This window comes from Enterovibrio coralii (assembly GCF_001559595.1).
GTDB classification, from domain to species: domain Bacteria; phylum Pseudomonadota; class Gammaproteobacteria; order Enterobacterales; family Vibrionaceae; genus Enterovibrio; species Enterovibrio coralii.
Map to the genome: position 1 here is coordinate 33,671 of NZ_LNTY01000030.1, position 20,219 is coordinate 53,889.

Below are 20,219 nucleotides of genomic sequence, written 5' to 3' on the forward strand. Positions count from 1 at the left end.
GGGCTTTTCCCTATGAAGAAGATCCTGTTACCTCTTACCTTCGCGTTAAGCGCGCAGGTTTCGGCGGAAGAACAACGTTACGTGGATGGTGCGCGCTGGGCGTTTGTGTCGGATGCTGCTTCAACGAAATTGGCGGTGGTGGATACCTTTACGCAAAAGCATGTCGATACGCTGAGCCTGAGCGCGATCCCTACGGAACTTGAAGTCTCCGACCTACAAGATTTATTGGTGTACATCGATGGAAAAACGCCGTCTTTGTACATGTATGACTTGGCTAACGAAAAGCATACCGAGATGCCGCTGTCTTTCGTACCAAATCAAATCGTGTTCCATCCCGATGGCGCGCAACTGGCGGTTGGCGGCAACGATGCGCTGGTTTTTGTTATGCCGCTCGACAAGAAAATCATGGGTACGTTTGAAGACGTCGACAGCCCATTTAGCCTGAACTTCGATAACGGCGGCTACAACCTCTACGTTACCGAACAAGACTCTGGAAATACCTTTGTCTATCGCTTTCACGATGGCCATCGCTCTCAAATGCAGTTAGGTGAAGGACGTGTGTCTGAAATCACCCTGTCGCCGGACGCGCGTCTCGGCATGGTGGCGCAATACAAAGACAACTCTGTGTATGTCCGAGATCTGTTCATGGATGCGGAGTTTGGCAAATTCGAGATGCCTGCAACGCCACATCGTCCTTATGTCAGCTCTGACAGTGAGCACATCATTCTTGCCGCCGACGACGGAAACGGGGTGGTGATTAATGCATGGAGTGGCGAAAAAGTGCGTGATATCAAAGTGGGCGCAAACCCTGGCGCGCTGCGCTCTGGCTGGCTAGAAACGATTGGGATCGTGTCGTCAGATAGTGCGCTGTCCGTCTTCGATATTGCCCAATCTACACCCGAGAAAACCGTGGCACTGAACGCTCCACTGGAAGACGTTGTAGTGGTGTCAGATTCGAAAACGCTATTTGCGACCCAAGAGAAATCGTCCTCTTTGTTTGTGTATGACATTCGCACAGCAGCACAGCTTTCTTCTATCGAAACCGGACTCACCCAGCCACGCCACATGGTCATGGGTATCACCAATACTATCTGTCACTAGGAGTGAAACAATGAGAAAGCTGCTGTCCTCTTCGGCTCTTCTGTGTGCGCTTGTGTCAGGTCATGCACTGGCGAATTTGGACTTCGACCTACAACACGCCACCCTCGGAAACGTGACGGAGAAAAGCTGGCCCGGGCAATATTTGCTGATAGGCATCGGCTATACCTCTTGTCCAGATATTTGCCCGACGACAGTGATCGACATGGCGGCCACTGTCAGTAAGTTGGGCGAGAAATCCAGCAAGGTGACACCGCTCTTTATTTCCGTGGATCCGAACCGAGATACCGCAGAGTACATGGATACCTATGTGAAATTCTTTAGCGCGAACATGGTGGGCTTGGTTGGTAATGAGGAACAAACCAAACAGGCCATGAAATCCCTGCGCGGTACGTATGGTTATTCCGTAGAAGGTAAACCGGTTTACCCACCACTACCTGAACAATACGAAGTGTTCCACTCTGCCTATGTGTATCTCTACAGCCCAGAGGGCATGCTGGTGGACGTTTACGGCTATGGCATGGGTAGTGACAAAATAGCGGCTGACATCTCAAGGAATATTCCATGAGGCGAACGTTTCTCGTGCGTCAAGGTTACGCTTTATCAGCGGTACTTTGGCTCTTGTCCGGCTCGGCTTATGCGTTCGATTCACAGTGTAAACTCCCAACCGAATTTCATGCGGTAAAACCGTATGCATTGCCTGCTAATTTACCGGTCGAGAGCGATAGAAATGTCAGCCTAGTGAACTTCTGGGCGGTGTGGTGTGGCCCGTGTTTAAAAGAGCTGCCGATGCTGAGTGAGTTAGCCGCTTCAAGCCGAACATTTGATGTAAAAAACCTGCATGTTGGCGATAACGATGAAGCCATCAACGGCATGTTCAGCCGCCTTTCTATTACCAACCTTTCCAATGCGCACATTGATGATTTTGATGCGGTCAGGGAGTTGGGGTTTGTTGGCCTTCCAGCAACCTTAGTGACGGTGAATGGAGCAGTGGAATTTCACGCAACAGGGTACTTAAAAACGCCTGCAGGTGAACTTCACCAATGGCTGCAATGCTTGGGAGTGTCAGCATGAAATGGGTGAAAAAGGCGTTAAATATTTTGGCGGCAGTGAGCCTGCTATCGATGGCTTCGCCAGTGTTTGCGGATGCCTTGTCTGGCGAGCAACTTTACAAGAATCCGGGACGCGGTGGTTGTATCAATTGCCACGGTGAAGGGGGCAATGTCCCTGTCATTCCTTTGTATCCAAAAATTGGTGGGCAGACCGAAATGTACCTGTTCAACCAGATGATGGATTACAAAAACGGTAAGCGCAAAAACGGTCTCTACATGACCATGGAAACGGCGATGAAACCTTTCTCCGAAGAGGAAGTGCGTGCGGTGGCTAAGTATCTAGCAGAAGGGGAATGGCCTATAAAGTAAGTGTATATAGATTGACGTTATTTCGAGAGAAAAGCCGGGTGTGATGCCCCGGCTTTTCGCTTTTTTGGTTGTCGACAAACACCGCATTTCTCTTACTGAGAACAGGTTAAAATTGCTGGCTATCTCTTTTCGCGGTTTCCGCATTGAAACGAATAAAGATTGTGAATCAAACCTGCCCCCTTGCTGGCGTGATGCACACGGACAGCTGAAGTATTGAAGGACGTTACGTTGAAAAAAGCCATTCTCTTTTTATGTCAGGGGCTCGAAGAATACGAAGCCAGCGTATTCACCGATGCATTGGGTTGGACCACAACCTATGGGCTAGAGCCGATTCAACTGGTTACTGTCGGTATCAGGCCAAAGATTAAGTGTGCGTGGAATTTCACCATAGAGCCTGAGTATCAATTGAATGATATCGACATTGAAGAGTTTGATGCCTTACTGATCCCCGGTGGAATGACACGCTCGGGGTTTTACGAAGATGCGTTTGACGAGCGGCTTCTGTCTTTAATTCGACAATTTGATGAAGCAGGAAAGCTGATAGCGTCTGTCTGTGTCGGCGCAATTCCTATCGCGAAAAGTGGTGTGCTAAAAGGAAGAAATGGCACAACGTACCATTTGAGTGAGACTCGTCAGGATCAACTGCGCGAATTGGGTGTTAACGTTATCCAAGAAGCAGTCGTCATCGACGACAATATCATCACCTCCAGAAGCCCAAGTGCCGCTATGGACGTCGCTTTTGCGGTGGTGGAAAGGCTCACCTCTAAAGCCAATGTAGAACGTATTAAAGAGGGGATGGGCTTTATTGAAAAGTCGCCGGCCTAGTCACAATTTCGCAATAAAAAAACCGGCCTAAGCCGGTTTTTTACGTTCGCAGTTAAGCCAAAGCATATCAGCGATACAGAGAGTGCACGTTATGCACCTACGATGGTGATGATCAAAATGGTGATCAAACCGCCCATCATTGGGATAGCGGTACGTTTTACCAGCTCAGTAGGTGGAACACCGGCAACACCCGCACACGCCATGACTACACCCGCTACTGGCGAGAATGAACGGAAGATGCCCGCAGCCAGCTGCATTGGCATCGCCATTGCTGCTGTTGCCACACCTACTTGCGCTGCAACGTCAGGTGCCAAGTTAGAGAAGCTGAAGAATGCTGCGTTACCAGAGCCTGATAGCAGCGCCGTCAGACCAATAATGGTCACAAGCATCAGCAACATTGGGGTGTAACCCAAGCCCAGATCCGAGGCCATGCCTAGCAGGCCGTCGATAAAGCCAATCGCTTTTAGACCCACCACGAAGGTTTGTGCAGCAATGATCAGCGATACAACGCCTGCGAATACGTCGCCCATACCTTGCAGATATACTTTCAGTGAGTCCGCCACACCGCGGCCATTGCGGGTGTAGAGGAAATCACACAGCATCGCTACAGCCAAGCTGATGAACATCGCGGTAACCACATCGATTTTGATAGATGTGATAGCAAACTTACTGAATACCAGCAGCAAAACCAGTGGCAGTGTTGGCAGAATGGCAAACCAAGTTGGTGCTTCACGCGCGCTGTCTTGGGTGCTATTCAACTCATATTTCACGCCCTTTTCAGCGTCTTTCTTATCAAACCACTTTTGGCAGAAGAAATGCAGAATAGCAATCACGATGGCTGCGGCAATACCCACGGTCAACTGATGCTGAACGAAGTAGGTTGCAGCATCTACGCCAATGACTTCCGCCGCTTTATTCGATGCACCAGAAGCAGGACCCAAATCCAAACAGGCTGTGGTTGCCAGCACGGCAGCGACAGACGCAGGTGTACAGCCAATGTTGACTAGTACTGGGTATAGCGCGACAAGAAGCAACATTGCTAGGCCAACAGCACTTGGAATAAAGACGTTCAGGAACTGGCCAAGAATGTAGGTGAAAGCGAGGATAACGTAAGGGTTTTTGATGGTAGAGAGAGGTTTCGTTGTGACTTGAACCAGTGCGTTAGCAGCACCGATATGACCCATGTATTTCGAGAAACCACCCACTGCCATAATAATGAGGCCTAACGTGGCGAGTGTAGAAGAGCTAAGTGCTTTGATAACAAGGAAAAAATCGACGACGACTGCACCTGATGGGCTAACGCCTTTCGGTAGAAAGTCAGTTTGACCAGCCAGAGCTCCGATGATCATCATCAGAATACCTGCACCGAAAAGTGCTGCCTGCGTATTGTATTTTTTAACAATCAGATAGCCAGCCCCAAAAATGATGGGGAGCGCGAGAATTGCAACCATTATTGTACCTATATGTATTACTAACGGATAACGCCAAGCCACCTGAAGATGCTCGAAAAACCTGCATCTTAATGTTGCTTGGTTGACGTCATCTTATTTTTAATTCGATTAATAACGGTATGAGAAAAGGAAAATAAAAGGTGTAAGTGTGAGTTGCATAAAACATTGTAATACATTGATTAAAAATGAATCACACTAATTATTTTGTAATTGTTAATTTTGCTATTTAAGTTGGGTTGTTTGTTGTATGACAGGAGTGGCGTGCAACAACTGGATACAAGTGGTTGATTTGCAATCTAAATTGTTAATTCATGCCAACGGGGCCTTTGTAAGTGATTGATATAAATTCATTATGTTTCTCTTTAGAGGTTTGCACATGTTAATGAGTTAATAGTGGTAAATTTCTAGGGTGGTTAAAATTAATGCATTTTGTATAAGATGATGAATGGAAATTCGATGCGGGTTAAATATTCGCCTTTTTGATTTTTGTATATTTATAGAACGAATATGAAGGGGAAAAGAGAATGTCTATACCCACCACGAAATCAGAATTAGAAATCGCTATTCGAGATACCTTTATAAAACTTGAGAAAGACTACGTCTCAATTCCTGCCGAAAGAACGAGATTGCTGGAAGTTGAAGGGAACATCAAAGGTACACAGATCAGTGTTTGCGATACCCTCGCGTATCTCATCGGTTGGGGGCACTTGGTGTTGAAATGGCATGCCCTGAAAAAAGCCAATCAAGCTGTCGATTTTCCCGAAACAGGGTACAAGTGGAATCAGCTTGGCGAACTCGCCACGCACTTTCATCAACGTTATGAAACCTGGTCCTATGGTGCATTGCTGGATGAATGGAGAAATGTTGTCGCTGACATCCTTTTGGTCATTGCATCAGAGAGTAATCGTTCACTTTATGGTGAGCCATGGTATGAACAATGGACGATGGGCAGGATGATTCAGTTCAACACGTCATCGCCCATGAAGAATATGCGTACAAAAGTGCGACGCTTTAAAAAGTCTCATGCCATCAAGTAATTGATTTTTTGAACTGTTATTTAAATAAAATCTTTTTAAATTATGATGTTGCGACATGTGTCATTAAGTTTGTTACCGTTTTTACTTCCCACCTCTCGATAATCTAGTGATACAATCAACCCACGATATAAACAGTGTGGCCAGCTACCCGAAATGGAAATCAAACTGCATTCCAATGCGAGTACAACACCAAGAACACGCAAGTACATAAAGAATTCGGATAAGACAGATGCTGAGTTGGCAAGTGAGCTGAGCATCTCTATCGATACCGTCAAAAAGTGGCGCAATCGAAGTGATGTTTACGATAAATCTCACCGTCCTAATGTCATTCATCGCAGGCTGAGTGCGGAACAAGAACTGCTGATCGTCTATCTGCGCTCCAGATTGTTGCTGTCTTTAGACGAGCTGTTGGAAGTTTCGCAACTGCTCATCAACAAAGATTTGTCACGTGCCGTACTCAACCGCTGCCTGAAAAAATATCAGGTGCCGCGCGTGAAAAAGCCTTCGCCTGATGTGTTTGGAGAGGTGTTGATCGATTGCATTCAATTGCCACAGATTCTCTCTTCGAAAGCGACGCATCTTCTTGTGGTCACTGAGGCCTTTACAACGCATGTGAGTTTTGCGCTGATGGGCACGGAAGGCCAAGAGTCTGTAACGCGTATGGCAGATTTCCTGCAACATGCACTGCCTTACGGTATTAGGCGAGCAGTGATTGCGGATAATGAGATTGTCAAAAATGTGGTCAACCAAATGGGCATTGAATGGTCTCAGATGGACGCCTCCGAACTTATTCAGATTGCGTTAGAATCCGAAGCGGACTTCGAGCAACCCGTTAGCGAATACCTTGCTGGCGAATACTTTGATGCGCGATTGGGTCTTCCTTCGATTTTGCTTTGCTATGAAGACTTGCTGAACAAACGCGTGCTTCGCAATCGGTTGAAAAATGCCACGCCGCAAGGCTACTGCAAAACGCAAAAGGGGAGCTGATGCTCCCCTTTTTTCACTAACCTTCTCGTCGTCTTGGACTGCGGCTATTGGGTGTTTGATAGAGACACAACATCTGATTCCTGAATACAGATGATGGACTTATCAGCACCAATTTTGGAGTTGGTCCAGTAGTGATGATAGTCAATGCCACTGTCACTAATCTGCATGTAATGGAACCTGTTGTTGCTAGGGCCATCCGCTGCAATGATTGTGTTGTATGAAATAGGGGCAGAAGACTGAAAGTTTGCCTTCACAAAGTCATACAGTTTAAACACATCTGACTTGTAGGCAGGTCTCCCTCCACCAATCAGACACTTTTGGAAGAACTGTGGGGGCGTTAGGTGCTGAGTTTCCTCATTGTCATTGTTCATGACATAGAAGGTTTGGTTTCCTATCGTAAATGTATTTTTTTGCAAACCAATACCTTCATTGTTAAACCTTAACGTGGTCAAGAAATCATCATCACCAACGCTAGCAATAAGGTAAAGCGGTGCAGTCAGTGCTTCGCTGAGCGATAGCGTGATATTACCCATTACGTCTAAATCAGCGCTATACGTGACCGGTGCTTCGGAAATCAACATAAGTTTCACTTCGGCCAACGCATCGTTTTCACTGAGGATATTGAATTTTATCTTTTTATCACTGACTTCCTTCACTTGGATAAGATGTTTGGCCACTTCAATGTTGTTTAGGCTCTGGGCTTTCTCAGTTGATAGGTAATCCCGAAGATAATTTTCCAACTCGTCGGATATGCCATAGGCCCATCCACTCTCATGGTTTAGGTCATAGGCATGTGCGGTTTCATGGAGAATGTAGTTATACAAGGTAAAGTTGAGATCTTTGTAAAAAGAGGATGTTTTATCTACAAACCTATCTTGAACTGATGCCCAACAACTCCGCACATTGAAAAGACAATAAGAGTCATTGTATGTTTTCATTAACGTCGGTTTGTAACCAACGCCCAGACCTTGAGGGGCTCCATACACATTACCGAACACCTGCCAAATGACATTTTGTGTTTTGGTTGACATGGTGAGGTAAGTATAAAGGTCATGATCGAGTTGGCCTGTATAATTTACACAATCAGGGAAGCCTGAGCAGTGGCTTTTCAGATACTCTCTAGCGGTATCTAAAAAACTTTTTCTGTTGAAAATATTCTTAATGTTAACGGCCATGACTGCATAATCATTAATTTCATCACCAAGAACAGGCCGATAACACCTTACACTTATATCTGAACAGTAATCTGATACTTGTGCATTTTGGTTTTCTGGACCAATCGTCAATCTGGGCGAAAACAAACTATTTTGCAAATGTATATTCGGTAAGTTTCCTTTCGCAAACACTTCCAAAAATACGGCCCCTTCGACTTCTGCAACATGTTTGGCATCGAGTGCTGAATTCAAGGTCAGTTTTGAGTAGCGTTTGCCGCCGTTGCTTTCAGATGTGGATACGTAAAAGGTGTTGATGGGGCCTAGTGTGTTGTTGACTAAATAGACTTTCTCGCCATCTCTAGTGAAGTAAATGTCCGAAAAAAGGTGAATGTTCGAGTACGTTACGGGCTTGCTGTCCACCAAATTTATCTCTGTATTTGATGGCTTTTCAATGTCGAGGTTGAACGTTAGCGTTGAGCTTGTCTTGGACGTGACAAGTTCATTGATTGAAATCTGAATTGAATTACTCTTGGTGTCTCCTTTTTTTGCGTAAACCTCAGTGCTCCCTATTTGGTTTGCTGAGTAGCTTCCATCTGTATTTTTCGATAGCAAAGAAGGGTTAGAAAAAAACCAAGTGATATCATTGGTCTTTTCAGTGGTATTCAGTGTAATTTTTTCATTTTTAGAATAAGTTGTTTTTTCAGATGTTATAAAAATCTCCTCCTTTTTCTTTTCTATAGGAGGAGTCACTTGTGTGGTATTGCTATCTTGGTTGTTACATCCAACCAGCAAAATAGCCAAATACAAGGCGAGTGACTTGTATGTCATATTGCTTCCCGTTTCTTAATTTTTGTGGAATTACCAAACACCAAATATTGGTCTTGGAAATGAGTACTAAGGTGGGATTTTACGGAATATCAAGAACGCCAATCTCTCAATCTAAAAACATCTAATGTGTTATTTCAAAAGGTAATGACTGTTGCGCTGTGAAAGCGTGTTGAGTTGGATTGTGCCTTCGTCAAGTTCTCACATGCGTGTCTTGACGAGGTGTGGATTAGAGGTTTTGGATGTGGAATCCACAGGAAAAAGGGGAGCTGATGCTCCCCTTTGTTTTTACGGGTACTGCTTACTGCTGAGTGACGCGACGCAGGTCGATGATTTCGCCCGCCAAGTCCATTAGCAGTACTGCATTCATCAGGTGGTCTTGGGCATGCACCATTACGATGTGAACTGGCAGTTTGCCTTCGCCTTCATCGTATTCAATCAGTTGGGTCTGAATGTGGTGTGCGTCTTTCAAGGCTTCTTTAGCTTGTGCGACAAGCGTATCGGCGGCGTCAAAATTGCCTTGCTTCGCTTCGCGGATCGCCGTCATGAGCATGCTGCGGCACTGGCCTGCCTGCACAATCAGGGTCATTACGTATTCTTCGTATTGTGCGTGATCCATCGTTCTTACGCTTCCATCATTGTCAGTGCTTGAGCCAAGATTTTCTTACCGTCTGTCATGCCGTAGTCCATCATGTTGATGAGCGCGATTGGACGGCCGTGTGACTGAGCAACACCTTGGAAATCTGACAACTTGTAGCTGATCTGTGGGGCAATCAGGTAGCAGTCGAAATCTGCTGCAGAATCTTCAAAGTCCTGAGAGCCTTTCGCTTCGATCAGTGTTTCGATGCCTTGTGCTTCTGCTGCTTCTTGCATGCGCTTAACAACGAGGCTAGTAGACATACCCATGTCACAGATAAGTAGAATTTTGTTCATTGTGTACTCCTTGGACTATTCAATAGGTGCAGTGATGCGCGCCTGATACGCGTCCAGCCATTCTTGTGTTGCTGGGGAATAATGCGTTTCAGAACCTTTGCGCTCACACACGTAAATCGTTGCTGGGTGCTTGGAGGTTTCGACAGAAAACGAGAAGCTGTCGATATTGGTCGCGGCTCCAAAATCACCGTCTTTGTTGATACAAACGACCGATAGGTCGCCAGCTCTGCCGTAACGAGCGATAAGCTTTTTCTCTAAATCGTTCACTGTGCTGTCAGCCGCTTGTTGCGGTGTCATGCCTTCGCCCATGCGACGCACGATTTCATAGCTGATGCAGCCTTTCATCAGGTCTTCACCGAGGCCTGTTGCGGTAGCGGCACCAATGTCACTGTCCGCGTAGTAACCCGAGCCAGATACCGGCGAGTCACCCACACGGCCAGGACGTTTCATAAACAGGCCGCTGGTGGAAGTGCCAACACTGATGTTGCCGTCTAAGTCCAGTGCAGCGATGCCTACCGTATCGTGGCCCGTATAGGGGGACAGACCACGATACAAGGTTTCTCGGCAACGCTTGATGTAGTGCTGCTGCGCGCGCTCAGTCAGCATTTCTTTCTTTTCAAAACCCTGTTCAAAGGCCCATTGCTCTGCGCCTTCACCTACCATGAAGCTGTTGAAGCGTTCACGGCTGAGTTTCTCTGCCACCAGGATTGGGTTAGCGACATCTTTCACACTTGCAATCGCACCCAATGCCATGGTGGTGCCATCCATAAAGGCGGCGTCCAGTTCGACAACGCCTTTTTCGTTTGGAAGACCACCGTAGCCAACGCTTTTGTAATACGGGTAGTCTTCTACCCGTGTTACTGCTGTCAGGACTGCATCGGTCGCTGACTTATTGTCTTGGAGCATCGTTGCGCCTTCAGTGATGCCATCAAAGGCCATTCTCCACGTGGCGATAATGCCCCAGTTTTTATTGTCCATTTCTTACGCCTTAGCTGGTTGTAGCGGGGTGTCTTGTTGCGTTTGCTCAACCGGAATTTCCGTTGCGCGGTATTGCTTATCGATGATTCGCAGGAACGGCAGATAAATCATCGCACCTATGGTCAGGTTGACGATCTGCATGATGGAACCTGTGATGTCGGCGGTGACGATAAAGCCAGAGAGCACAGGAGGCAGCGTCCAAGGAATGAATGCGCCTGTGGTGGTAGAAACCAGACCCACTGACATTGCCACGTACTGGAAGGTCACCAGAACCAGCGGTACCAAGTTGAACGGGATCAGCATGATTGGGTTCATGATGATTGGCAGACCAAACAGCACAGGTTCGTTGATGTTGAAGATGGATGAACCCGCAGCCAGCTTACCGACTTTCTTGATGTGCTGAGAGCGCGCGAAAATCAATACGGCGATGATAAGAGACAAGGTTGCACCTGCGCCGCCCATCCAAATCATGTCGAAGAACTGCTCTGTCACTACGTGTGGTGGTGCAATACCGTTCGCTACCGCAGTCAGGTTGTCTTGTTGGTTTTCAGCCCATACTGGACGCATGATGCCGTTAACCATAGAGCCACTGTTGATACCGACAGACCAAAGCAATGTGATGGTCAGAGATGTCATCAGCGCGCCGAAGAAAGAGGTACCCAGAGAGCGAATCGGCGTTGCTAGCACTTCATAAATGAACTGGTGGATGGTTTCGTATTGGGTGCTCGCAAAGCCAAGGCGGATTGCCAGTGCCAAACAAAGTACAGCGGTTGCAGGTACCAGTGCCGCGAAAGACTTTTCAACAGCCGGTGGTACGCCGTCAGGCATTTTGATGGTAATGCGCTTTTCGATGAACCAGCGGAAGATCTCGGTCCAAAGCAGCGCACCAATCATGGCAACAAACAGGCCTTTAGAACCTAACCATTCCGTTGGGATAACCGTTCCTACACCTTCAACACTGGCAAAAGGCGTCAGCACCATGAATGCTGAAAGAGAGAGAATACCAGCAGAAATACGGTCAACTTTGTAACGCTCAGCCAAGCGGTAAGCGACCATAAAGGCAATGAATAAAGACATGCCTGAGAAAATAACAGAGAACGGAATTTCAATGTTTGAACCCCAGTTTGGACCAAACACAGATGCCATGAATTCTTTATAGCCAGCACTTGGGAACGAGCTGATGACCAGCAGAACCGAACCCACGATGATGAAGGGCATAAACGAGATGTACGCATCGCGAATGGCACCAAGATGACGCTGCTGAGCAACTTTGCCCGCAATCGGCATCATTCGACTTTCGATGAACCGCATTACCTTTTCCATACTAACCTCTGATTAAGTAATCATGTGATACTTACAAAATGTGATGGAAAAATACACTTAAACAAAAAGGGGTTATAGAGTGGTTGATCACATTCGATAGAAAAAAGTATCAAGTGATTATGGATTTCGTTTAGGAGTGTGATCTTCTAAGCAAAAGCGTTAAATCAGAAGGATACATGTGGTTTTAGTCACGAAATGAAGATGTGAAAGGCGTTGAGGGGATTTGCTAAAAGGTGGAAACAAGGACGTTGATAAATTTGGAGCGCAGACTAATTCTTATAAGTATCACTAGATTATTGACTTTTCTTTTCCGTATTATTGCCTCTCCGGACAGACAAAAAAGGGAGGCTTAGCCTCCCTTTTCGTCATCACACTTTAAAGTGACTCACCATGTTATCGAGTGATGCTGCACTTTCCTTAAGCGTTTGACTGCTTCTTTGGGATTGGCTGGCCGCACTTGCCAGCTCACTCACTACTTGGTTGATGTCAGCTAAGTCATGGTTTACTTGCTCTGCCACCATGCTTTGTTGAACGGCCACGCTCGCGACTTCATCGTTTAACTGTGAAATGTTGTCCACTTCAACCGTAATTTGATTAAGTTGCTCCGCCGCTTCGTTCGCCAGAGAGACGCAATCTTGAGCGTTCTGACGGCCATTTTCCATCACAGTGACGGCTTCTGTCGCATCGGCTTGTAGGCGGTTGATCAGCTCGTAAATTTCCTGCGTCGACGTTTGCGTTCTAAGTGAGAGTGAACGCACTTCATCAGCCACCACCGCAAAGCCGCGGCCATTTGCACCAGCTCGCGCAGCTTCAATCGCGGCGTTTAACGCGAGTAAGTTAGTTTGGTCAGCAATGCCTTTGATCACGTCGATGATGCTGTGCACACTCTGGCTATTCTCGCCCAAACGCGTGATGACAACTGCTGCTTCAGAAACTTCCGCTTCCAGCTTCTCGATGGCTGCTTGTACGTCGTTTAGTTTTAACTGACCTTGGTTAGCGGCTTGTTGGGTAGAGTGAGCCGCATCGGATGCGCTACCAGCATGTGCAGCAACGGTTTGCGCGGTAGCACTCATTTCTGTCGCCGCCGTTGATACTTGGTTGACCATTTGTAGCTGGCGACTGACACCATCCAGGGTTTGTTGAGAAACCGCAGAAGATTGAATCGCGTTATCGGACACCGCCAGACTGGTTGCGGATACCTGCTTGATCACTTCCTGTGTTTTATCCAAGAAGGTATTGCACGCACGTGCCAGCTCACCCGTCTCATCATCCGCTTCGGCTTCTTTACCTAAGCGACGCGTGAAATCACCATTGGCGACTTGAAGCATAAAATCTGACGTTGAACGGATTGGTGATGCAATGCGTCCTGCAATCACTTGGATCAGAAGCAGGTTAACCACCAAGACCAACAGGCCCATGGCGAGAGACAGCAGCGTTTGCTCTTTTTGGTCGCTGTCTGCTTCTGACTGGAGGGCAACGATTTCGCTTAATACCAGCTCTTTATCCAGTGACACTATCAAGGTCCAAGGCGCAACATCCTTGTTTGGGTTAACAGGGATCATGGCGGTGATGCGACGGCCATCCTCACTGGTAAAGCTTTGGAAGTCACTGCTACCCAGCTTGTTGGCCCATTGATTCGCTTCTACACCCAATGACTCTAGCGAGTCTCCCAAGGCGCGGTCGTTGCTGTCTGCGGCAATCGTGCCTTGGTTTGTCACCAACATGACATGACTTTGGCCGTTATACAGTCGCTGGCTTAGCGACTCAGCGACTTCTGAGAGCGCGGAAAGTGAGATATCCAAGCCCGTGACGCCTGCAAACTGGCCGTTCACGATAATGGGTGAAACAACAGAGGTCAGCAGCACGCTTTTGCCGTTTACCGGATAAACGTAAGGCTCCAGCAGGCAATTTTGACGCGTATCGCGCGAGCAAAGGTAATATTCACCCACACGCGCGCCATTGTTCGCACGGGATTCATCGTTATATCCCGCTAAGGCTTCCAGTTGTGGGTTACCCAAACTGTCGCGGTTCCAATAAGGAATGAAACGGCCCGTTTCATCGTGTCCCGTCATGTTTTTGTATTGGTAATCCAATCCATCCAGCGCGTTTGGTTCCCATGCAGTGAATACGCCCAATGTGTTCGGGTTTGCTTTGAGAACACCTTGAAGCTGGTAATTCAAACTCTCGCGCAAAGCACCTTTTGTTGTCAACGAACTGGTCGCTTGTTGGCGAGCAAAAGCATCGGCCACCAATGCGGTCTGAAGAAAGCTGTCTGACAGCTCTGAGGCAATGATACGGGCTGCGAAGTTGAGCTCTGCTTCCAAGCCATTATCAAACATATCCAATAACAGGGTTTGATTGCGTTGGTTTGATTGTTGTTGCAACTGGGAAGAGGAATAGAGCGAGAAGGCCGTCATCGCACTGATTGCGGCAAGGGTAGCAACACCAGTGAAGACACTGATTTTCAGCTTAATCGATTTCATAAAATGTGTTTTAGAACCGGATAAAAGAGGAACTAAAGAAAAAGGTGCGCAATAGTGGTGTAGCACGAGAAAAAAGTAAATATTTCAATGAGGTGATGAGAGGAAAAATCTTCGTTTCTGCCTCACAACTTAGACAGATGTGAAGCCTGGTTCACAATAGGTTGGACTGGTGAAGGTAAACAAATGAGAGGAGCAAGTTGCTCCCCTCATGATGGTCTTATTTCGAGAATTCTTTGTCCCAGAATGCCATTGCTGCGGTTTCCGCATCGGTATCCTTTTTCACGGACTCTTTGCTTCTTAGCTCGCGGTAGATCTCAATACACTGCGTCATCGCACTGATCAAAGATGCTTTCTCTGGCAGGGCAACGGTTTTACGAAGCTTTTCTGCAAAATCAGGCAGTCTGGTTTCAATTTTTCTTACGCCAGAGGGCGTTAAGCCTGCTTGTTGCAGAGCCAGCGGCGACAACGCCACATGACGAAGAAACGAGATAAATTCTAAAGTCTCGAAGTATTCACCGCGTGCTATTTTGGTGCCGGCGTAATGAATCCAAGTCCAGAACCTGTCTTCAATCCACTGTGCATTTGGCTGCGGATAATGAGGTTCTCGGGTTGCAAAGGTGTCAGTCAAACAAGAGTCTTTCTCCCAAAGTACTTGGGTATCGTCAACGCGCACTGCTGCATCAGGGAGTGAGACGAATTTGAAGTCAACATGGAGTGTGTTTGGCTCAAACATGGTGATGATAAGGCGAGGTTCGCCAACATGCTCGCCAGTGAAACCTGATACGCGGCCATTCACTTTGTCGATAAGTTGGAAGCGTTCTTTCATGACGCCGTCGAAGTGCGTGGGCTCGACAGCAATAACAATGTCGAGGTCGCTATAATCGTCCATTGAATCAGAGGCGAAAGAGCCGCTGGCACCAATGCCAACAACACGCGGATCAGCAGAAAAAACGCGGATAATGTCGTCCAATAGCTGCTTATGGGCTTGAGGAAGGGAATGTGGATATTTCATATTTTACCTATTAGAAGTAGAAAGCTGTGCAACAGCCCACTGCGGTAAAATCAGCGCAGCATTACAGAATGACAGAGCCGCATATTTTAAGAAAGTAAAATTTGATGTTTGGGTATATATTTCGCGCATGCAAAAAGACGGTACTCGCTAAGAGACAACGCTAAGCGAAGAAGTAATAGTAATGAAATGGCGAACCTAGCCCTATTTGATTTTGATGGTACGGTGACAAACGATGACTGCTTTACGGCGTTTGTGCTCTTTGCTACGTCCGGAAAGCGGAAACTCGCTGGTTTTGCGTTAATTTGGCCAGTGGTTCTGCTCTATAAGCTCGGTATTTTGCCTGCGAGTAAGACACGCCCGATTGTAGCTGGTGCAGCATTTTGGCGTCGAAAGGTAGAGACCGTCGATGTCCAAGCTAAGCAGTTTGTTGATGAATTCTTAGCTCATGTAATGAGAGAGGAAGCCTTACAACGTTTGGCGTGGCATAAAGAAAACGGTGATGACATCTATGTGGTCTCTGCTTCGTTAAACCCTTACCTTGCCATTTGGTGTCAGCAAAATGGCATTGAACTGATTTGCAGTGAACTTGAGGCAGTGGATGGCCGCTATACAGGTCGGTATGTTTATGGTGATTGCAGTAAAGCGAGAAAGGTTGAACGAATAAAACATCGCGTCAATCTATCTCAATACGTTTCTGTGTATGCCTATGGGGATACCGACGAAGATCTTGCCATGCTGCTTTGGCCGATCATAAGTACATGCGTTGGCAAAAAATCAGCTAACTTCCCCGCGCAGCTAACATCCGCTTGCCAATCCAGCTGAACCCGCCGCGATAGCCTATCAAGGCGGTTAGAATCAGTAGGCATCCAATGACCTTCTGTGGCGGCATGGGTTCGCTGTACCAGAGCACACTAAAAATCACTGTAAAAATGGGTTCAAGGATCATAATAAACGCCGCATTGGTGGCGGTGGTGCCTTTCTGGCCTCGTGTTTGGCAAACAAATCTCAGGCATGTCGCCAGTACGATGCTCATGGCAAACCACAACCATATATCGGGGCTAATGCTCGTAGGCACTTCTTCGAAAAGGAATGACAAGGTCAGCCCAAGAATACCTGTTACAAACAACTGAATGCATGTCAGTAACATGGTCGGTAGGGTTTTGGCGACGCGGCTGACAATGTTGAACTGAAAGGCAAAGGTAAAAGCAGACGCTAAAAACCAGACTTGGCTGCTTGCCAACTCCCAGCCATTGGCCAGTGATAAAAAGCCTAACCCTAAAAGTGCAACAGGCAATGCAATCCAAAACGACGCATTAGGCGGTTGTTTGAACAGAAGCCAGCCGATAAAAGGGACGAAGAGCATGGTTAAGCTCATGATGAACGCCCCTTCACCTAGCGTATCGCTTATCGACAAGGAGTAAATCCAAAGCAAGATAGCGATGGCGAGCAGGAGGCCGCATCCAAAGGCTTTTCGGAGTTCTTGTAAGGATGCTTTCAGTAAGTCCTTGTAGCAAAAAGCCAATAATATGAGAGACGCGAGAAAAAAGCGTGATCCGAGAAAAGCGAACGTTGGCATCTCAGCCAGGGATTCTTTACTGAAAATCCATCCGCCTGCAGCGAGTATGGTGGTGAGTACAAGCAAGAGTTCGGCGCGTCTATCTGTCATTCCTTTCCTTATATGTGTTCGGTGTTTATCGCTAACAACGACTAAATATCTAGACTTTCCCTATCTTTTGCATTGTTCCACTGCCTTGTAACACGTTCAACCTGATTGCTTTGCGGCATTGCACAAGCCTGAAATGCAAACATGTAACATGGAGCGGCATACTCAACGTCGTGTGCTGAACGCGGTATGTTGACTGAGAGAGGCGACAGCCGACACTGTGATTTTTGCTAAGGAGAGCGAGCAATGAAAATGACGGACATTCCATTCAATGTGACCGATTGGGATACGATTGAGCCAACAAAGCACCAAGGCGAAACGGGATTTGCACTCTGGCGAACCAAACATTTCGGTGATATCCGCGTTCGAATTGTGGAGTACTCGCCGGGCTATTTAGCCGATCATTGGTGTTTAAAAGGACATGTACTTTTCTGCCTGTCTGGTGAGCTGTCCACCGAGCTTGATGATGGTAGCGTGCATGTCTTAAAGCCAGGCATGAGTTACCAAGTGGCGGATAATGCTGAAGCGCATCGCTCGTCCACCAAAGAAGGTGCGACGCTGTTTGTGGTTGATTAGCGTCAGAAGCGTTGTTGCTTTTCTTTTCATTCTTTTGTGAAGCGATTCCGAGTTCACATGCCTTGCTATTTGGATTTGGTAAATTAAATGCTTTACTTAATAAAAATAATAAGGAGATAGGCGATGAAGAGCTACTTTGAGCATGCAAATATCCAACTGGCCGACCCGATGGCATCGATTCATTTTCTGACGTCTGCAATACCCGAGTGGTCGATTCGTGGTCAGGGAGACCTTGATTGGTTTGGAAAACCGGTAGTGTGGTATCACGTAGGTGATGATGATTCTTACGTGACACTGCAAAGCGGTGGTGAAGGCGAAATCGGTGACTGGAAAGCACATTGGGCGGGGGTGAAACACCTTGGGATCGTGGTGCCGAGTGTTGATGATGTCATTGAACGTTTGACGACTGCGGGGTATGAAATCGACCACATGGGCGGTGAGCATCCCTATCGAAAAAGTGTTTATTACCTCGACGGCAATAACCTTGAATTCGAATTTATCGAGTACCTCTCTGATGACCCGGTAAAGCGAAACGACTACCTTTTGTAACAGGAAGATAGTGGCTTGTTATCAATGGTTATAAAGACGGGAATTTACATGACAGAACCCTCACTTCGAGAGTAAGTCGGTAGTCATGTCATTTCCTTCTATTAGACTCCACGCTTTCCCGCTAAGGAAATAGGATGTCTAACGAAACAGTCTCCATCGCACTTTGTCAGTTCTCCCCCTCTAAAGGCGACATGCTCGCCAACTTCGCTAAGCACAGACAACTTACTCAAAACGCTGCCGATCACGGCGCAGATATTGTCGTTTTTCCCGAACTCTCTTTGACAGGGTATGAGCTCGCTTTACTGCAAAACAATGCATTACCTGCTCACAGTGATGTGGAACACGACCTCGGCCAATTAGCCAAAGATCTTAACGTGATGATCATTGCTGGCGCGCCACTTCAAAACGACTCGGGGAAGCCGTTTATTGGTGCGATTATCGCGTGCCCAAACGGCCAAACATCCACCTATGCCAAACAGTATCTACACAGTGGTGAAGAGGTTTATGCTGCGGCGGGCGAGGGTAACTGTTTTATCGCTATCAATGGAGTAAAAGTCGCGTTAGCGATTTGCGCGGACTTTACGCATCCGCAGCACCAAAAGGATGCCATCGCAGAGAATGCCGATGTCTATCTCGTCAGCGCGTTGATTTCTGTCGGTGGGTTTGAAGCAGACGCGAAGATACTTTCTGACATAGCGAAGCAGACAAGTATGCCAGTGTTACTGTCGAATTTTGTGGGTGAATCGGGCGGGTGGCAGACAGGCGGAAACAGCAGCGTGTGGACGACAAGCGGTGACCGCACTCTGCTTGCCAATGCGGTTCAAGAGGGATTTGCTTTGTGCACTTTGTGTGAAAAAGTGCTCGTTTCCAGTGAGTTCATCGCTTTGCCGTAACGCGAGAAAAGCCAGTACGTACCAGTACTGGCTTTTAACTTCTCATATCCTCTTTTATCCGTTCATGCGTGCGACCAGAAAGTCGATTAGTACCCTAACGCGTTTAGCCTTTTGAGTGTTCTGGTGGAAATACACATACATGCCAGGATAGGTGTGCCAGTGTTGCTCCAATATCGGGATAAGCGTTTGTTGCTTCAATTGCTCTTCAACGACAGGTTCGACTAAGCGACCAATACCGAGCCCTTTTGTGGCGGCATCAACCATCAAATCCGTGTCATTGACGATCAGCGAGGCTGGCATCGCAACGGTCACTTGCTCGCCATTGTCAGTGAGTACAAGAGGCGCGAGCTGATTGGAGGTAATAAAGCGGTATTGAATTTGTTTGTGCTGCTGCAAGTCTTGCAAGGTTTTCGGCGCGCCGTGTTTTTCAACATAAGCGGGAGACGCAAACAGGGCTTCGCGACAGTCTTTAGTGAGGGGCCTTGCAATCATGCCTTCTTCGATTTTGTGTCCAAATCGGATCCCGACATCAAACCCGTCATCAATGATGTTCACAGCGGCGTCAGAGACAGATATTTCCAACTGAATATCCGGATACTGTTTACAAAAATCGGCGTAGATAGGTTTAAGCAGTATTGATAAAAGAAGCGTGGCGTTGTGAGCCTGACTTTACCCGAAGGCTGAATACTCAAGTCTCTGATGCTTTCAACTGCAACAGCAAGCTCTGAGGTTGCCGCAAGGGTGCGCTCTAACAACAATTGCCCAGCTTCAGTGAGCTCCATCTTTCGGGTGGTGCGAGTGAAAAGTGGAAGCCCAAGTTGGGCCTCTAAAGTCTTTAACGCCTGACTGACCGAAGGTGGTGCTATTTCTAGCTTTCTGGCTGCTTGAGATATGCTGCCTTCTTTAACAATGGTGTGAAACATGACGAGTTGGTTGTAAGTGGCACCGTTCATCTCTGCTGTTACCCTTTTTGATTATTAGCTTTAGCCTAATAATCTTTTAGGTATCTTT

Annotated in this window: 20 protein-coding genes and 1 pseudogene; 11 read left to right on the plus strand and 10 right to left on the minus strand. The window is 47.1% G+C overall.

All coding sequences use genetic code 11. The annotated features are described in order from the left end of the window. Positions 1-12 precede the first annotated feature (12 nt). From ATN88_RS09555 to ATN88_RS09575, 5 genes are all read left to right on the plus strand, one after another. Positions 13-1,101, plus strand: coding sequence for a WD40 repeat domain-containing protein (locus ATN88_RS09555; RefSeq protein WP_067414726.1), 1,089 nt, complete (start codon positions 13-15; stop codon positions 1,099-1,101). A 10-nt stretch (positions 1,102-1,111) separates the two neighbouring features. Next, positions 1,112-1,666, plus strand: a complete 555-nt coding sequence (locus ATN88_RS09560) for an SCO family protein (RefSeq protein WP_083539455.1) — start codon at positions 1,112-1,114, stop codon at positions 1,664-1,666. Continuing rightward, positions 1,663-2,172, plus strand: a complete 510-nt coding sequence (locus ATN88_RS09565) for a TlpA family protein disulfide reductase (RefSeq protein WP_067414730.1) — start codon at positions 1,663-1,665, stop codon at positions 2,170-2,172. Before ATN88_RS09560 ends, ATN88_RS09565 begins: the two co-directional genes overlap by 4 nt. Beyond that, complete coding sequence (locus ATN88_RS09570; RefSeq protein ID WP_083539456.1) at positions 2,169-2,519, plus strand: c-type cytochrome; 351 nt, start codon at positions 2,169-2,171, stop codon at positions 2,517-2,519. The genes ATN88_RS09565 and ATN88_RS09570 overlap by 4 nt, the downstream gene beginning before the upstream one ends. Positions 2,520-2,747: 228 nt before the next feature. Then, positions 2,748-3,344 carry a DJ-1/PfpI family protein gene (locus tag ATN88_RS09575; RefSeq protein ID WP_067414733.1) on the plus strand — a complete coding sequence of 199 codons (597 nt, stop codon included), beginning with the start codon at positions 2,748-2,750 and terminating at the stop codon, positions 3,342-3,344. An 89-nt stretch (positions 3,345-3,433) separates the two neighbouring features. On the opposite strand, the gene dcuC is transcribed toward ATN88_RS09575, so the two are convergent. After that, positions 3,434-4,795 (minus strand): C4-dicarboxylate transporter DcuC, encoded by a 1,362-nt coding sequence (gene dcuC / locus ATN88_RS09580; protein WP_067414736.1) that lies wholly within the window; start codon positions 4,793-4,795, stop codon positions 3,434-3,436. A 524-nt stretch (positions 4,796-5,319) separates the two neighbouring features. On the opposite strand from dcuC, the gene ATN88_RS09585 reads away from it, so the two are divergent. Next, a complete protein-coding gene (locus ATN88_RS09585; RefSeq protein ID WP_067414739.1) occupies positions 5,320-5,832 on the plus strand; it encodes a ClbS/DfsB family four-helix bundle protein in 513 nt (170 codons plus the stop codon). A 153-nt stretch (positions 5,833-5,985) separates the two neighbouring features. Further along, a complete protein-coding gene (locus ATN88_RS09590; protein WP_067414742.1) occupies positions 5,986-6,819 on the plus strand; it encodes a hypothetical protein in 834 nt (277 codons plus the stop codon). Between the two features lie 44 nt (positions 6,820-6,863). On the opposite strand, the gene ATN88_RS09595 is transcribed toward ATN88_RS09590, so the two are convergent. From ATN88_RS09595 to ATN88_RS09625, 7 genes are all read right to left on the minus strand, one after another. Next, a complete protein-coding gene (locus ATN88_RS09595) occupies positions 6,864-8,801 on the minus strand; it encodes a hypothetical protein (protein WP_067414745.1) in 1,938 nt (645 codons plus the stop codon). 298 nt (positions 8,802-9,099) lie between these two features. Continuing rightward, positions 9,100-9,417: a PTS lactose/cellobiose transporter subunit IIA gene (locus ATN88_RS09600; RefSeq protein ID WP_067414749.1), complete on the minus strand. Its 318-nt coding sequence runs from the start codon at positions 9,415-9,417 to the stop codon at positions 9,100-9,102. 5 nt (positions 9,418-9,422) lie between these two features. Further along, the gene (locus ATN88_RS09605) at positions 9,423-9,731 is read right to left on the minus strand and encodes a PTS sugar transporter subunit IIB (protein WP_067414753.1); all 309 of its coding nucleotides are present in this window, start codon (positions 9,729-9,731) and stop codon (positions 9,423-9,425) included. 15 nt (positions 9,732-9,746) lie between these two features. Further along, positions 9,747-10,709, minus strand: coding sequence for a N(4)-(beta-N-acetylglucosaminyl)-L-asparaginase (locus tag ATN88_RS09610; RefSeq protein WP_067414756.1), 963 nt, complete (start codon positions 10,707-10,709; stop codon positions 9,747-9,749). Positions 10,710-10,712: 3 nt separating this feature from the next. Then, the gene (gene celB, locus ATN88_RS09615) at positions 10,713-12,020 is read right to left on the minus strand and encodes a PTS cellobiose transporter subunit IIC (RefSeq protein WP_232313039.1); all 1,308 of its coding nucleotides are present in this window, start codon (positions 12,018-12,020) and stop codon (positions 10,713-10,715) included. A gap of 380 nt (positions 12,021-12,400) precedes the next feature. Further along, positions 12,401-14,515 (minus strand): methyl-accepting chemotaxis protein, encoded by a 2,115-nt coding sequence (locus ATN88_RS09620; protein ID WP_067414762.1) that lies wholly within the window; start codon positions 14,513-14,515, stop codon positions 12,401-12,403. Between the two features lie 217 nt (positions 14,516-14,732). Further along, complete coding sequence (locus tag ATN88_RS09625; RefSeq protein WP_067414765.1) at positions 14,733-15,527, minus strand: aminoglycoside 6-adenylyltransferase; 795 nt, start codon at positions 15,525-15,527, stop codon at positions 14,733-14,735. 186 nt (positions 15,528-15,713) lie between these two features. On the opposite strand from ATN88_RS09625, the gene ATN88_RS09630 reads away from it, so the two are divergent. Next, positions 15,714-16,349 carry an HAD family hydrolase gene (locus tag ATN88_RS09630; protein ID WP_232313041.1) on the plus strand — a complete coding sequence of 212 codons (636 nt, stop codon included), beginning with the start codon at positions 15,714-15,716 and terminating at the stop codon, positions 16,347-16,349. Here ATN88_RS09630 and ATN88_RS09635 read toward each other — a convergent pair. Continuing rightward, complete coding sequence (locus ATN88_RS09635; RefSeq protein WP_067414768.1) at positions 16,306-17,193, minus strand: DMT family transporter; 888 nt, start codon at positions 17,191-17,193, stop codon at positions 16,306-16,308. The genes ATN88_RS09630 and ATN88_RS09635 overlap by 44 nt on opposite strands. A gap of 243 nt (positions 17,194-17,436) precedes the next feature. On the opposite strand from ATN88_RS09635, the gene ATN88_RS09640 reads away from it, so the two are divergent. The 3 genes from ATN88_RS09640 to ATN88_RS09650 all read left to right on the plus strand — a co-directional run bounded on the left by ATN88_RS09640 (position 17,437) and on the right by ATN88_RS09650 (position 19,208). Further along, the gene (locus tag ATN88_RS09640) at positions 17,437-17,766 is read left to right on the plus strand and encodes a DHCW motif cupin fold protein (protein ID WP_067414771.1); all 330 of its coding nucleotides are present in this window, start codon (positions 17,437-17,439) and stop codon (positions 17,764-17,766) included. Positions 17,767-17,889: 123 nt separating this feature from the next. Next, the gene (locus tag ATN88_RS09645; RefSeq protein WP_067414774.1) at positions 17,890-18,315 is read left to right on the plus strand and encodes a VOC family protein; all 426 of its coding nucleotides are present in this window, start codon (positions 17,890-17,892) and stop codon (positions 18,313-18,315) included. Positions 18,316-18,449: 134 nt separating this feature from the next. Further along, a complete protein-coding gene (locus tag ATN88_RS09650; RefSeq protein ID WP_067414778.1) occupies positions 18,450-19,208 on the plus strand; it encodes a carbon-nitrogen hydrolase family protein in 759 nt (252 codons plus the stop codon). 54 nt (positions 19,209-19,262) lie between these two features. Here the strand turns inward: ATN88_RS09650 and ATN88_RS28575 are convergent. Continuing rightward, positions 19,263-20,161, minus strand: a pseudogene (locus ATN88_RS28575) (LysR family transcriptional regulator). Positions 20,162-20,219: the final 58 nt, after the last annotated feature.